Annotated in this window: 9 protein-coding genes; 4 read left to right on the top strand and 5 right to left on the bottom strand. The window is 59.9% G+C overall.

From position 1 onward, the window contains the following. Positions 1-3: 3 nt before the first annotated feature. The gene (locus tag PZ897_RS14260) at positions 4-1527 is read left to right on the top strand and encodes a DUF5060 domain-containing protein (RefSeq protein WP_275753139.1); all 1524 of its coding nucleotides are present in this window, start codon (positions 4-6) and stop codon (positions 1525-1527) included. Between the two features lie 123 nt (positions 1528-1650). Here the strand turns inward: PZ897_RS14260 and PZ897_RS14255 are convergent, their stop codons facing one another. Beyond that, positions 1651-4746, bottom strand: coding sequence for an efflux RND transporter permease subunit (locus PZ897_RS14255; RefSeq protein ID WP_275753138.1), 3096 nt, complete (start codon positions 4744-4746; stop codon positions 1651-1653). A gap of 16 nt (positions 4747-4762) precedes the next feature. Continuing rightward, complete coding sequence (locus tag PZ897_RS14250) at positions 4763-5893, bottom strand: efflux RND transporter periplasmic adaptor subunit (RefSeq protein WP_275753136.1); 1131 nt, start codon at positions 5891-5893, stop codon at positions 4763-4765. Between PZ897_RS14250 and PZ897_RS14245 the strand changes: the two genes are divergently transcribed. Next, positions 5816-6736, top strand: a complete 921-nt coding sequence (locus PZ897_RS14245; protein ID WP_343217462.1) for a TetR/AcrR family transcriptional regulator — start codon at positions 5816-5818, stop codon at positions 6734-6736. The two genes, PZ897_RS14250 and PZ897_RS14245, sit on opposite strands and share 78 nt — an antisense overlap. 173 nt (positions 6737-6909) lie before the next feature. On the opposite strand, the gene fdhF is transcribed toward PZ897_RS14245, so the two are convergent. Further along, the gene (fdhF, locus tag PZ897_RS14240) at positions 6910-9669 is read right to left on the bottom strand and encodes a formate dehydrogenase subunit alpha (protein ID WP_275753135.1); all 2760 of its coding nucleotides are present in this window, start codon (positions 9667-9669) and stop codon (positions 6910-6912) included. Position 9670: 1 nt separating this feature from the next. Further along, positions 9671-11350, bottom strand: coding sequence for an NAD(P)H-dependent oxidoreductase subunit E (locus tag PZ897_RS14235; protein WP_275753134.1), 1680 nt, complete (start codon positions 11348-11350; stop codon positions 9671-9673). A gap of 524 nt (positions 11351-11874) precedes the next feature. Between PZ897_RS14235 and PZ897_RS14230 the strand changes: the two genes are divergently transcribed. After that, a complete protein-coding gene (locus PZ897_RS14230) occupies positions 11875-12453 on the top strand; it encodes a TRAP transporter small permease subunit (RefSeq protein ID WP_275753132.1) in 579 nt (192 codons plus the stop codon). Further along, entirely contained in the window at positions 12453-13844 is a 1392-nt protein-coding gene (locus PZ897_RS14225) for a TRAP transporter large permease subunit (protein ID WP_275753131.1), read from the top strand. The genes PZ897_RS14230 and PZ897_RS14225 overlap by 1 nt, the downstream gene beginning before the upstream one ends. A gap of 62 nt (positions 13845-13906) precedes the next feature. Here the strand turns inward: PZ897_RS14225 and PZ897_RS14220 are convergent, their stop codons facing one another. After that, positions 13907-15001 (bottom strand): TRAP transporter substrate-binding protein, encoded by a 1095-nt coding sequence (locus tag PZ897_RS14220; protein WP_275753129.1) that lies wholly within the window; start codon positions 14999-15001, stop codon positions 13907-13909. Between the last annotated feature and the right edge of the window lie 202 nt (positions 15002-15203).

The following is a 15203-nucleotide window of genomic DNA, read 5'->3' as shown; positions in this document are numbered from 1 at the left end:
TTTATGACTGCATCAACCACCGCTCAATGGGATCTGATCGAGCACGAGATCAAGGCCGATGTTTCCGGCAACCCCTATCTCGATACGGAATTCTGGGGCGTGTTCTCGCAAGACAACCGGCAGATCCGGGTTCCCGGCTTCTATGATGGAGATGGCAGCTTCAAGGTTCGCTTCTGCCCGGATCAGCCGGGCACATGGACCTTGCGCACCGAATCGACGACAGTGGCACTGGATGGCCAGACCGCCAGTTTTGATGTCACGGGACCACGCGACGGCGTGCATGGCCCGGTCAGCGTGCAGAACCGGTTCCACTTCGGCTATGCCGATGCCACCCCATTCAAGCCCTTCACCACCACCTGCTACGCCTGGACGCACCAGCCGCTGGAACAGCAGGAGTTGACGTTCAAATCCTTGCAATGCGGTGCCTTCAACAAGATGCGGATGTGCGTCTTTCCCAAGCATTATCCCTACAATCAGAACGAGCCGCTGCACCACGTCTATGAACTGGATGGCGATGGCAAATACGATCCGGACAAGCCGAATTTCGAGGCTTTCCGGCACTTTGAAAACCAGATTGCCAGACTGGGCGAGATGGGGATCGAGGCCGATGTCATCATCTTCCACCCCTATGACCGCTGGGGACATTGCAAGTGGAGCGAAGAGCAGGACTATCGCTACCTGCGCTATCTGGTGGCGCGGATCGCGGCCTACCGCAATGTCTGGTGGTCGCTGGCAAACGAGTATGATTTCATGCTCGACGTCAAGCCGATGGAGCGCTGGGACCGGTTCTTCTCGATCATCGAGGAGGGCGATCCGCTGCGTCATCCCAAGTCGATCCATCAGGGCAATCCGGCAAAACTCTACAACCACCGAAAGCCGTGGGTTGATCATGTGTCGATCCAGCATTTCCAGACGGTGCGGACAGCCCAGTGGCGCGCAGATTTCGGCAAGCCTGTCGTCAATGACGAGATGCATTACGAGGGCGATATCATCCAGTGCTGGGGCAGCATCACCGCCGAAACCATGGTCGACCGGTTCTGGATGACGGTGATGAAGGGCGGCTATGCCGGGCACGGCGAAACCTACAGCCACCCGCAGGACCTGCTGTGGTGGGCCAAGGGCGGCGAGCTGCGCGGCCAGAGCGCCGAGCGCATCGCCTTCCTGCGCAAGATCGTCGAAGAGGATGTGAGCCACGGCCTGACCCCGTTCGAGGAAATCGACGGGCTGCAGGCCTGGCCCAGCCTGGGTGCAGCGCGTGATGGCGATGTTACCTATATCTATTTTGCCGAACATCGTCCCATCATCTGGTCACTCGGGCTGCCCGTTGAGGATGGCGACTGGGAGGTCGATGTGATCGATACCTGGGACATGACGATCACGCCGGCCAAACGGGTTCCTGCTCCGGTTCCGGTCGCGATCAAGCATGCCGAGCGCACGGTCGGAGGCAAGGCGGACGCGGCGTTCGGTATCGAGCTTCCGGGCAAGCCCAGGCTCTGCGTCAGGGTGCGGCCAGCCAGGAAACACTAAAACGCGTCGCATCAAACCGGTTCCGGGTGACGCGCATGTCTTAGGCTGATCGCGGCTCTTATGCGAAGAATGGGCCACTGCACACCACATCATTTATGGTGTGCAGTGGCGGTGGCTGGATCGTCACGGGCTTGTCTTGCGGCGCCGGGTCACCAGGACAAAGAACAACGGCACGAAGAGAATGCCGAGAACCGTGCCCGAGATCGTTCCGCCCAGCACGCTGGTGCCGATGGCGTTGCGGCCGCCTGACCCGGCGCCCGTGGAAATGACCAATGGCAAGACGCCAAGAGAGAAAGCCATGGACGTCATGATGATCGGCCGAAAGCGCTGGCGCGCCGCTGTGCGCACCGCTTCGAACAGAGGTTCCCCCGATTCGAAACGCTCGCGGGCAAACTCCACGATCAGGATGGCGTTCTTGCCGGTCAGGCCAACGACGGTCAGCAGCCCCACCTGGAAGAAAACACCATTCTGGTAACCTCCGAACAGGGTCCACAAAAGCGCACCCAGGACACCAACCGGCATGACCAGCATGACAGAAAACGGGATTGACCAGCTTTCATACAGAGCTGCCAGGCAGAGAAAGACGGCCGCAAGCGACAAGGCATAGAGCAGCGGCGCCTGATTGCCGGATTCACGCTCTTCCAGCGACAGGCCGGTCCAGGATACGCCGTAGCCGGGCAGTTGCGAGGCCAGCCGCTCGATTTCCGCCATGGCTTCACCGGTGGTCACGCCCGGTGCGGGAGTTCCCTGAATCTGCATCGAGCTGACTGCATTGTAGCGGTTGAGACCCTGCGGGCCAAAGGTCCAGCTGCCCTCGGCGAAGTTGGCAAAGGGAACCAGGCCGCCGCTGGCATTGCGGACCTGCCATTTGGACATGTCGGATGGCAACGCCCGCGCATCGGCTTCACCCTGTATATAGACGCGTTTGATGCGGTCGCGGTCAATAAAGTCGTTGACATAGGTTCCGGCCCAGGCGACCTGCAGCAATTGCGCGACATTGGAGGCGGAAATGCCCATCGCGCCAGCGGCACGCCAGTCGATGTCGAGGTGATACTGGGCGGCATCCTCCAGGCCGGACGGACGCGCCGAACCGATCAGTGGACTTTGCGCCGCCATGCCGAGCAGTTGTCCGCGCGCGGCAAGCAAATCCTCATGGGACTGACCGTCACGGGCTTCGAGATAGAAGTCAAAACCGCTCATGATGCCGAGTTCGGGCACCGATGGCGGCACAATGGGGAACACCATGGCGTCCTTGATGCCCATGAAGGCCGGGAAGGCACGGCCGGCGATGGCCTGGGCGCTTTGTTCGGGCGACTGCCGTTCAGACCAGTCCTTGAGACGGACAAACGCGAGTCCCATATTCTGGCCCTGACCGGAGAAGGAGAAGCCGACAACGCCGAACATGCTGTCGACAGTGTCCTTTTCGGTTTCGAGGAAATGGCTCTCCACCTGCTCAAGAACTTCCAGCGTGCGCTCGGCCGTCGCACCTGTCGGCGCCTGAATCAACGCCAGGAGAATACCCTGGTCTTCGTCGGGCAGAAATCCGGTCGGTGTCTGCACGAAGCTCCAGGCCATGAGGCCGACCAGTGCGAGATAGATTGCGCCGACGCGCAACGGACGGCGGACGAGCCAGCCGACGGAACTGCCATAGCCATTGCTGATGCGGTCGAAGGTGCGGTTGAACCAGCCGGCCGGGCCGCGTTTGACGTGGTTGGCCGATTTGGGTGTCAGCAGCGTGGCGCAGAGGGCGGGCGTGAGCGTCAGCGCCACGACAACAGAGAGCCCCATCGCCGAAACGATTGTGATCGCAAACTGCTGGTAGATGATCCCGGTTGAGCCACCGAAAAACGCCATCGGCACGTAGACGGCCGAGAGCACCAGCGCGATACCGATCAGGGCATTGGTGATCTGACCCATCGATTTCCGTGTTGCCTCAACCGGACTGAGCCCTTCCTCTTCCATGATCCGCTCGACGTTTTCCACCACAACAATGGCATCATCCACCAACAGTCCGATGGCGAGCACCATGCCGAGCATGGTCAGAGTGTTGATGGAGAAGCCCGCGGCGGCAAGAATGCCGAAGGTCCCGAGCAGAACCACCGGGACTGCAAGCGTCGGAATCAAGGTGGCGCGGAAATTCTGCAAGAACACCAGCATGACGAGGAAGACCAGCACGATGGCTTCAACAAGCGTCTTCACCACTTCTTCGATCGAGATTTCGACGAAAGGGGTGGTGTCGTAGGGAACAACGTAGCTCACGCCCTCGGGAAAGAAGGCGGAGGCCTCCTCAATCTTGGCTTTGACGAGTTCCGCGGTTGCCAGCGCATTTGCGCCAGCAGCCAGGCGGATGGCCATGCCGGTTGATGCCTTGCCATTGTAACGGGCGATGGTGGAATAGTTTTCTGAGCCGATTTCCACGCGTGCGACGTCGTTGAGAAGCACCAGACCGCCATCGGTTGCGGCACGGATGACAATCCCCTCGAAGTCTTCAGGCGTCGTCAGCAGAGATTGTGCGGTGATGGTGGCGTTGAGCTGCTGGCCTTCTACCGATGGCAGCGTACCGAATGCACCAGCCGAGATCTGGGCATTTTCCGTTGACACGGCGGCCACTACATCGCTGGGTGCGAGGCCATAGGCGGCAAGCCTGACCGGATCGAGCCAGATGCGCATGGCATATTTGGCGCCGAACACCTGGACTTCACCAACACCCTCGAGACGACTGAATTCATCGACAAGGCTGGTGTTGAGATAGTCGGACAGGTCGGTCTGGTCGAGTTTGCCGTCATCCGAGATGAGCCCGATGACCATAAGGAAGCTGGCCGACGATTTCTGAACCGTCACCCCCAGCCGCTGCACCGTTTCCGGCAACAGCGAGGTGGCCTGCGAAATCTTGTTTTGAACCTGAACCTGGGCGATGTCGGGATCAACGCCGGTTTCGAACGTCAGCGTGATGGAGGCCGTGCCGGCAGAGGTTGAACTCGAGGAAAAATACCGCAGGCCATCGAGACCGGTCAGCCGCTGCTCAATCACCTGGGTTACCGTGTTGGCAATGGTCTGGGCTGACGCGCCGGGATAGTTCGCCGAGATCGATATGGTCGGCGGTGCGATCTGCGGATACTGCGATATCGGCAGGGTCATGATGGAGAGTATGCCGGCACCCATGATGATGATCGAAATCACCCATGCGAAGATCGGCCGGTCGATAAAGAAACGTGCCATGACGGCCTCCGCGGGTTTAGTTCTTGGACGGCTGTTCGGCGCGTTCTTCGGGGGCGATAGGGGCGCCGACCGCAATCTTCTGCAGTCCTTCGACGATTACCCTGTCACCTTCCTTCACCCCGTCTGTCACGATCCACTCCGAACCGCGATCGCTGACAATTGTCAGGGTGCGCTGCTCGACAATGTTGTCAGCGCCGACAACCATCGCTGTCGGATTGCCGCGACGGTCACGCGAGACACCTTCCTGCGGGACGAGGACAGCGTCCTCGATCACACCCTGGGGCATCTCGACCTGGACATACATGCCGGGCAACAGCATTTCGTCCGGGTTGGGAAATGTCAGGCGCAGGGTGACGACGCCGGTTTGCTCGTCGACATGCGGTTCGGCTGCGGTCAGTTCACCGGTGTGATCGTAGGCGGAGCGATCGGCCAGTGTGAGCTTGACCTTGGTGTCGACATTCGGGCCGGCGGCCTTTGGTCCCTTGCGCTTCCAGCGCACCAGATCGGCGGCTGACTGGGCAACGTCGACATAGACCGGGTTGAGCTTGCGAATCACAGCCAGCGGATTGGTTTGCCCGGAAATAACGAGCGCGCCCTGCGTGGTGAGCGAAAGCCCTATGACGCCGGAGATCTGGGCGCGGATGGTGGTGCGATCGAGGTCGATGTTGGCTGCAAGCAGTTGTGCATTGGCAACCTGCAAATTGGCATCTGCCGCGTCCCGCGTGGTGATGGAGGTTTCCAGTGCCTGCTCGCTCGTGACATTGCTTTCGCGCAGCGTCTGCATGCGCTTGAGTTCGCGATTTGCTGAATCGAGGCCGACCTGGGCCTGATTGACCGCGGCCTCCGCCGCGACCACCTGCGCCCTGTAGGCGGCCGGATCAATGCGATAGAGAACATCGCCCTCCTTGACTGCCGAACCTTCATCGAACAGCCGCTCGACAATAATGCCGTTTACCTGAGGACGGACTTCGGCAACACCGGACGCCGCGACCCGCCCGGGAAGGGTGGAGGTCACGGTGACCGTCTCGGCCTTCACCGTGACAACAGTGACGGGCGTGGGCGGGCGTTCTTGTTGCTGGGCAAAGGTGCCGGTTGTCATCAGGGTGACAAACAGGAACGAATTGAGGGCGTAAGCCGCAAACCTCATGGAAAATCTCCGTTAAATTTGGAGTGCCCGCTTGGCGAACTCGCACGCACCGGATATTATGGAAACCAAGCGGTTTTATATTGGTTTTTTTGCCGGACGCAAGGGCAATGCCAAGCACAACACTGTGACCGCAAAAACGGGAGATCAGACTTGTTGCCAAAGTGCCGCACTTCCCGGCGTGGTCCCGGCAGACCGCGTCAGCTGGATTCGTCGGAACGCGAGACAATCATCATTGATGCAGCCGAAAGGATCATCGTCGCCCAAGGGCTCGCAGGTGCGTCGATGGCGGCAATCGCGCAAGAGGCCGGCATGTCAAAACGCACGCTTTATCAAGTGTTCGAGAGTCGCACCGCACTTTTTGCAGCGATCATCCGGCGCATGCAAAACATGTTCACGCGGCCACTGACCCGCGATGAACTTGCGCGACCGTTGGCTGAACGCCTGCATCTGTTGTTGACGCCGTCGGGCGAAGAGCGGGCCGATCTCCTGCCCCTGGCGATACTTCGCGCCATGATCACGGAGGCGGAAAGGCAGCCGGACCTTGCCCATGAATTTCTGCAGGAAGGACCCTATGCGCTCTACGCCATGATCCGCGCGGAGCTTGACCGTTCGGTTGCCCGGGGTGAGATCCGCATCAGCGACACGGGCGCGGCGGCACGATTGCTGGCTGACATGGCTCACGAGAACGTGCTCGAAAAACTTGTGATCTCTCCGCCGGCTCGTCGGTATCCCGATGCCTACAACTGCCGCCTTGAGCTCGCCATTCGCGTGTTTCTCGGCGGCATTGGCGAAAGCGAGCAGGCGGCTGCTTCCGAATTGTGTGACAGCACCTTGGCACTTTGAAGGACCGCCAAACCGGGCTTGGTGACTTGGAGCTTGGTCAAAAGCCTGCCGCGCTCAGTTGAATCCAATCGAGCGCGGCAGGCATGAGCCGATGGTTCGGAATCGAAGTTGAGATGAGACAAGGAACGTCAGCAATTGGATGACGTTCCTTGATCCTCATCCCGAGGGCCGGTCTACCCCTGCTCTACCCGGACCGCTGCGAATTTGAACTCCGGAATCTTCCCGTAAGGATCGAGCGCGGGATTGGTCAGCACATTGGCCGCCGCTTCGACAAAGGCGAAGGGAACAAACACCATGTCCTCAGCGATAGCGCGGTCAGCGCGGGCCATCAGCGAAATCGTGCCGCGCCGCGTGGTCAACCGCACGTGCCCGCCCGGCTCGACGCCAAGCCTGCGCAAGGTGGCGGGATTGAGTGAGCAATTGGCTTCCGGTTCAACTGCATCGAGCACCGCCGAGCGGCGTGTCATCGATCCGGTATGCCAGTGTTCGAGCTGCCTGCCCGTGGTCAGGATCATCGGATAGTCTGCATCCGGCAATTCCGCGGGCGCGATGATGCTGGCCGGTGTGAACCTGGCCCGTCCACCTTCGCGCGGAAAGCCTGAACCAAAGACAATAACCTGGCCCGGGTCTTGGGGCGAAAGAGACGGGTAGGTGACGGCGCCTTCGCGCTCCAGCCGGTCCCAGGTGATGTTATCGAGAGACTTCATCCCCGCTTTCATCTCGGCGAACACCTCGCGCGGGTGGCTGTAGGTCCAGCCGAGGCCAAGCCGGTTGGCAAGCGCCACGGTGATCGCCCAATCCTCGCGCGCCTCGCCCGGAGGGGGAACCGCGGCGCGGCCCATCTGGACCTGCCGGTTGGTGTTGGTCACGGTGCCGTTCTTTTCGTAAAAAGCGGCGGCAGGCAGAATCACGTCAGCATAGTTCGCGGTCTCGGTCAGGAAGATGTCCTGCACGACCAGCGTGTCGAGCTTGGCCAGTGCCGCGCGGGCATGATTGAGATCCGGATCCGACATCGCCGGATTTTCGCCAAGAATGTACATGCCCTTGATCTGACCGGCGTGAACCGCGTCGAGGATCTCGGTGACGGTGAGGCCCTTCTCGTTTGAGAAGTCGCCCGAACCCCACAATGTCGAAAAATGCTCTCTGATGGCATCGTCGGTGACTGTCTGGTAGTCGGGCAGGAACATCGGTATCAGGCCGGCGTCCGAGGCACCCTGCACATTGTTTTGGCCGCGCAGCGGATGCAGACCCGTGCCCGGCCGTCCGACATGGCCGCACATCAGTGCCAGCGAGATCAGGCACCGCGAATTGTCGGTTCCGTGGATGTGCTGTGACACGCCCATTCCCCAGAAGATCATGGCAGATTTCGCGGTGGCGAAGTCGCGCGCGACCTGTCTCAGCGTGACGGCAGGAATACCGCAGAACGCCTCCATTTTTTCTGGCGGGAAATTGGCAAGGTGCGCCTTCTGCGCCTCCCAGTTTTCCGTATAGGCCTCGATATACTGCCTGTCGTAAAGCTCTTCTTCGACGATGGTGTGCATGATCGCATTGAGCATCGACACGTCAGCGCCGGGGCGGAACTTCAGCATCGAGGTGGCAAACCGGCTCAGCCCGACGCCGCGCGGATCCATGACGATAAGCTTGCCGCCACGCTTGGTGAATTGCTTGAAATAGGTCGCGGCGACGGGATGGTTTTCCACCGGATTGCAGCCGATGAGGATGACCACGTCGGCGTGTTTGACCTCGTTGAAGCTCGCCGTCACGGCGCCACTGCCGACATTTTCCAACAAAGCGGCAACCGACGAGGCATGACAGAGCCGGGTGCAGTGGTCGACATTGTTGTGACCAAAGCCCTGCCGGATGAGCTTCTGGAAGAGATAGGCTTCCTCATTGGAGCATTTTGCCGAGCCGAAGCCGGCGACCGCTTCGCCACCATGCTTGGCGGTCAACGCCTTCCAGCCATTGGCGGCCTTGTCGAGGGCTTCGTCCCAGGTCGCTTCGCGGAAGAATTGCTGCCAGTGGGCAGGGTCCACGTTCAGCCCCTTGGCCGGCGCATCGTCGCGGCGGATGAGAGGTTTGGTCAGCCGGTGGGGATGGTGGATGTAGTCGAAACCGAAACGGCCCTTGACGCAGAGCCGGCCCTCGTTTGCCGGGCCGTTGATGCCCTCGACATATTTGACCTTGTCGTCCTTGACCTTCAGCGAAACCTGACAGCCGACCCCGCAGAACGGGCACACCGAGGTGACTTCGCTGTCGAAATCGGCGCGGTCGCCGACCTGATCTTCGTTGACCACAGTTGCCGGCATCAGCGCGCCGGTGGGGCAGGCCTGCACGCATTCGCCGCAGGCGACGCAGGTCGACTCCCTCATCGGATCATTCATGTCGAACACCGGATAGGCCTGATGCCCCCGGCCGGCCATGCCGATCACGTCATTGACTTGCACGTCACGGCAGGCGCGAACGCACAACCCGCACTGGATGCAGGCATCAAGATTGACCCGCATTGCTATATGGCTGTCATCAAGCAACGGAATATGGTCGGGCTCAAGCTTGGGAAATCGGCTGGACTGCACATCATTGGCCGCTGCCATGGCCCACAAATGCGCCGAAGCGTCGTGAGCGCTGGATTGCTCCGGCTGATCGGCGAGGAGAAGCTCCATGACCATCTGCCGGGATTTCTTTGCACGGTCGCTGCCGGTCTTGACCACCAGGCCGTCCGATGGCTGCCGGCAACAGGAAGCCGCCAGGACACGCTCGCCCTCGATCTCGACAACGCAGGACCGGCAATTCCCGTCAGGGCGGTAGCCGGTCTGGTCCTTGTGGCACAGATAGGGGATGTTGGTGCCATGGCGCCTGGCCACTTCCCACAGCGTCTCGCCGGGTGCTGCCGAGACTTCCTGGCCGTCCAGGGTGAAGCGGATTTGCTCGGTCACGTCAGATCTCCTCGGGGAAATGTTTCATCGTCAGACGGATCGGATTGGGCGCCGCTTGTCCGAGTCCGCAGATCGAGGCATCGGCCATGACCTCGCAGAGCTCCTCGAGAAGCCCTGCGTCCCATTTCGGCGCCTGCATCAGCTTTACCGCCTTTTCGCAACCGACCCTGCACGGCGTACACTGGCCACAGCTTTCGCTTTCGAAAAATCGCAGCATGTTGAGCGCCGCCTGTCTGGCGCTGTCCTGGTCGGACAGAACAACCACGGCAGCCGAGCCGATAAAACTGTCATGCGGCTGCAGCGTATCGAAATCGAGCGGCACATCATTGAGCGACGCCGGCAGAAGGCCGGAGGAGGGGCCGCCCGGCTGATAGGCCTTGAATTCGTGCCCCTCAGCCATTCCGCCACAGGCATCAATGACATCGGTGATCGTCGACCCGGCAGGCAGAAGGTGGACGCCAGGGCGCGCCACGCGACCCGAAACCGAGTAGGAGCGGAGACCTTTCCGGCCATTCTTCTCGATGGAAGAGAGGATTTGCGGTCCTTCACGGCAAATTCGCGCAATCCAGTGCAGCGTCTCGACATTGTGCACCAGTGTCGGCCGGTCGAAAATGCCCACAGCGGCGACATAGGGCGGGCGCAGGCGTGGAATGCCACGTTTGCCTTCAATGCTCTCGATCATGGCGCTTTCTTCGCCGCAAATATAGGCGCCGGCGCCGCGGCGGAGCTCAATAAACCCGGGCGCAACGATGCCTGCCGCTTCCAGTGCCGCGATCTCGTTGCGCAGGATATGCAGCACTGCCGGATATTCATCACGCATGTAAATGAAGCAGCGATCCGCCTCGACCGCCCAGGCGGCGATCAACATGCCTTCGAGCGTCATGTGGGGCGTGCGTTCGAGATAGTAGCGGTCCTTGAACGTTCCCGGCTCCCCCTCGTCGCCGTTGACCGCGAGATAACGCGGCCCGGGATTGGCGCGAACAAAACCCCATTTGCGGCCTGATGGAAAACCGGCTCCACCGAGCCCACGCAGTCCGGAAGAGAGGACCGTCTCCTGCACTTCTTCCCAGTTGCCGGATTTGCGCAATTCGGCGAGCCTGGCGTAGCCGCCGGTTGCCTGATAGGCGGCCAGGTCCTGATAGTGAGGAATTTCGGCGTGGAAATTGCCCTCCGCCACGACGCTCTCGACCTTTTCGGGCGTTGCATGATCGACGTGCCGGTGGCCGATTTCCAGCACCGGTGCCGTGTCGCAACGGCCCATACAGGGAGCGCGAAGGACGCGAATCCTGTCGGGGTCGTTCCCTGCTTTCAAGGCGGCCGTCAGGGCTTCCGATCCAGCCATCTCGCAGGACAGCGAGTCGCAGACCCGGATCGTCAGGCCGGGCGGCGGCGTTTCGTTTTCCCTGACCGGATCAAAGTGCGCATAAAACGTGGCGACCTCCCAGATCTCGGCCATTCCCGTACGCAGTTCTTCAGCGAGCGCACGCAGATGACGAGCGGAAAGATGGCCATAGGTGTCCTGGATGAGGTGAAGATACTCGATCAGAAGGTCGCGGCGGCGTGGTTCATCCCCCAGCAGCGCCTTTACCTCTGCCCATGCCTGATCTTCAAGCTGGCGTCCCTTCGGAGTCCTGCGGCCACGTCCACCGCCCGATTTCCATACGCCGTCTTTCCGTTTCACGTCCATATTCCAGCAACTCCCTGACTCTTGACGACGATAGGATAAATTTCTGGGTGGTCATATCGAAAATACGACCCCTAACGACGCTTACCCAAGCCCGGCGCGGCTGTCCGCTTCGAGCCGACGCGGACCACGACCGCCAGAATGGCCGATCTTGAGCCGATGATACGCTCAGACTGCGGTGTCATGGCTTTCAGCATGGGCCGATAGACGGCGCTGAGATCTTGAACCAGGCCATATTGAAATTGATCACAACGCCGCTGTCGACCCCCCCCGTCTGTCACCACTTCCATCAGAAGCTCCCTCTCTCCAACGGCGAGTATTCTCCAACGCAATGTGTCTTGGGGTTGTCGCTATGGTGTGAGCTTGTGAGCCGGAGTGTGTTGCCTGCGGGCTGTCCCGCAATCTGTAGAGCGTTTTGCGAAACGATCGAGACGGATTTCCGGATATCTAATTCTTGACTTTTGCGCCTCGCACTTTGATTACAGTCCAGACAAAAATAATGATCAGAAAAGGGGAGAAAGGTGCGTTTTCTTGCTGGAATTGCCGCTTCGATATGCGCGGTCAACCTGTTCATTGGCCGAACCTTCGCCTGGCTGTCGCTGGGCATCGTCGTCGTGTGCTTCACGGTGGTCGTCCAGCGCTACCTGTTTTCGGTCAGTCATCTCTGGATGCAGGACCTCTATGTCTGGTTGAATGGAGCAATGTTTACAGCGGTGGCGGGATTTGCCCTGCTCCGCAACGATCATGTTCGGGTGGATATTTTCTATCGGCCGGCACGGGTGAGGACAAAGGCGTGGTCCGATCTCATCGGCGTCTTCCTTTTTCTGTTGCCGTTTACCTGGGTGGTTTACCAGTATTCCATGCCCTTTGTGGTTCGCGCCTGGAGTTATCGTGAGGCTTCCGCGAATGTTGGCGGGATGCAGGGGCTTTTCATCCTCAAGACCTTCATTATAGCCTTTGCGGTGCTGCTTGCGCTTCAGGGGCTGGCAATGGCTATCCGGTCAATCCTTGTGCTTTCGGGAAATGAGCAACTGGTGCCCAAGTCAATTCAATACGGTTCGGACCAGGCTCTCTCTGATCTGCCCAAGGGAGCTGCCTGATGGATCCGATACTGATTGGCGAAATTCTCGCCGCCTTGATGTTTTTTGGCGTGATCGGCTTTTTGCTGATTGGCTTTCCTGTTGCCTTCACGCTGGCCGGTGTCTCGCTGTTGTTCGGTGGCGTCGGCCTGGTCTTGGGCGTCTTCGATCCCTCGAATTTCGGGTCGCTGCCCAACCGCTATATCGGCTTCATGACCAATGAGGTCCTGGTGGCCGTGCCCCTGTTCATCTTTATGGGGGTGATGCTGGAACGAAGCCAGATTGCAGAGCAGCTTTTGCTGACCATGGGCAAACTGTTCGGAAACCTGCGCGGCGGGCTCGGTTTTTCGGTGATCCTTGTCGGCGCCATGTTGGCCGCCTCAACCGGCGTCGTCGGTGCGACAGTGGTGACCATGGGGTTGATCTCGCTTCCTGCGATGTTGCGGGCCGGTTACGATCCAAAGCTGGCCACCGGCGTGATCTGTGCCAGCGGCACGCTTGGCCAGATCATCCCGCCTTCCACCGTGCTGATTTTCATGGGAGACATGCTCTCCGGCATCAACAGCCAGGTACAGATGGCCAAGGGCAATTTCGCTCCGATGCCGGTTTCGGTGGGCGATCTGTTTGCCGGAGCGCTGCTGCCGGGCCTGTTGCTGGTTTCACTTTATCTGATCTGGGTCTTGTTCAAGGCAGTGACCGATCCCGCCTCTTGCCCAGCCACGCCGGTCCCGCCCGAGGAAAAGGGCGATCTGATCCGGGAGATACTCGTCGCGCTGGTTCCGCCGCTGCTGCTTATCCTCGCCGTGCTGGGGTCCATTCTCGGCGGGATTGCCACTCCCACCGAGGCTGCCTCTGTCGGCGCGGTCGGCGCGATGGTTCTCGCAGCGCTGCGCTGGCGTCTGTCCTACAAGATTATCAGGGAAACGGTCATTTCCACGGCGACAATCACCAGCATGGTGTTCGTCATCCTGCTCGGTGCATCCGTTTTCTCGGTGGTGTTCCGGATGATGGGTGGTGACAATCTGGTGCATGAATTCCTGGGTAATCTGCCCGGCGGACCTTTGGCGGCGGTCGCTGTGGTGATGGTGATCATGTTCTTTCTGGGTTTCATCCTGGACACGTTCGAGATCATCTTCATTGTTATCCCGATCACCGCACCGGTCCTGCTGGCGCTGGATATCGATCCGATCTGGCTGGGCGTGCTGGTCGGGGTCAACCTGCAAACATCCTTTCTGACGCCGCCTTTCGGTTTTGCGCTCTTCTATCTGCGGGGCGTGGCGCCAGACGGTTTGCCGACCAGCGCCATCTACAAAGGCATCCTTCCATTTGTCGCGTTGCAGATCGTGGCAATCGCCATCCTGTTTATCTTTCCCGAAATCGTCACCTGGCTGCCTCGTCTGGTGGCGGGGTGAGCCAAAAAAAACGGGCCCGGTGTTTTGCACCGGGCCCTGATTGCTTCGCTGAGCTTTGATCTTCAGTACTTGAGGTACTTTTCGCGCGCCGACACATAAGGCGCGTCGATCTTTTCAGTGCGGATGCGCACCAGGTTCATCGCTTCGATGAAGCTCTCTGCCGTCTTCTTGACCAGTGGATCATCGCTGTTGCGCAGTGCTTCGATCACTTCGACCGACGCCTTGGCGCCCGCTTCCATGATGTCGTCGGGGAAGTTGCGCACGATCACGCCATGATCGTCGACCAGCGTCTTGAGCGCGCGCGGGTCGTTGGCGATGAAGTCGGATGAGACCTGATCATATTCCGCCTGGGAGATGTCGCGGATGATCGCCTGAAGATCCGCAGGCAGTTCCTGGTACTTCTTCTTGTCGACGACAAGTTCAGTCGCCAGACCCGCTTCAACAAAAGACGGCATGTAGTAGTTCTTGGCGACCTGGTAAAAGCCGAGCGCCAGATCGTTGTAGGGGCCGACGAATTCGGCCGCATCGAGTGTACCGGACTGCAACGCCTGGAAAATCTCGCCTGCGGCCATGTTGGTAACAGTGGCGCCGAGCTTTTCCCAGACCTGACCACCCAGGCCCGGCGTGCGGAACCGGATGCCCTTGACGTCTTCGAGACTTTTCAACTCGTCGCGGAACCAGCCACCGGTCTGTGTGCCGGTGTTGCCCGACAAGAAGCCCTGCACGCCGAACTGGTCATAGATCTCGTCCCAGATTTCCTGACCGCCCATATAGCGGACCCAGGCCGTCAATTCGGGTGTGGTCATGCCGTAGGGAACGCCTGTAAAGAAAGACAGGGCAGGTGACTTGTTCTGCCAGTAATAGGCCGCGCCATGGCTCATTTCCGCAGTGCCGTCGATCACGGCGTCCAGAGACTGGAGTGGCGGAACCAACTCGCCGGCGGAATAGACCTGAACCGTCAGCCGGCCGCCTGACGCGGTCGTGATGCGATCGGCGAGGCGCTGTGCGCCAACACCCAGACCGGGAAAATTCTTTGGCCAGGTTGTGACCATTCGCCAGGTGATGTTGCCTTGGGCGATTGCGGGAGCCGCCAGGCTGGTCGCAACGGCGCCCACTCCCACAACCCCTGCGTTACGAATAAAAGACCGACGATCCATGCTGGTTCCTCCAAAATTGAAAAGGCTCGTAATGAGCGGGTCTGACACTCTGAAAGACCGCATCGGTGCGACCATAATCTGCCATTTGGGGAAATGTCTATGCCGAATAATGATATGCACCGTATGACTTTAGGTTCCAGACGAGAGCTCGCAGGTCCGAGCAGCGCTTTCCTCTCAGCCGGGTCAAATTCCGGTTTGTTTT

The organism is Hoeflea sp. YIM 152468 (assembly GCF_029210485.1).
Classification (GTDB): domain Bacteria; phylum Pseudomonadota; class Alphaproteobacteria; order Rhizobiales; family Rhizobiaceae; genus Hoeflea.
Note: the sequence above shows the minus strand (reverse complement) of the source record. Positions and strands in the feature narration are given on the sequence as shown.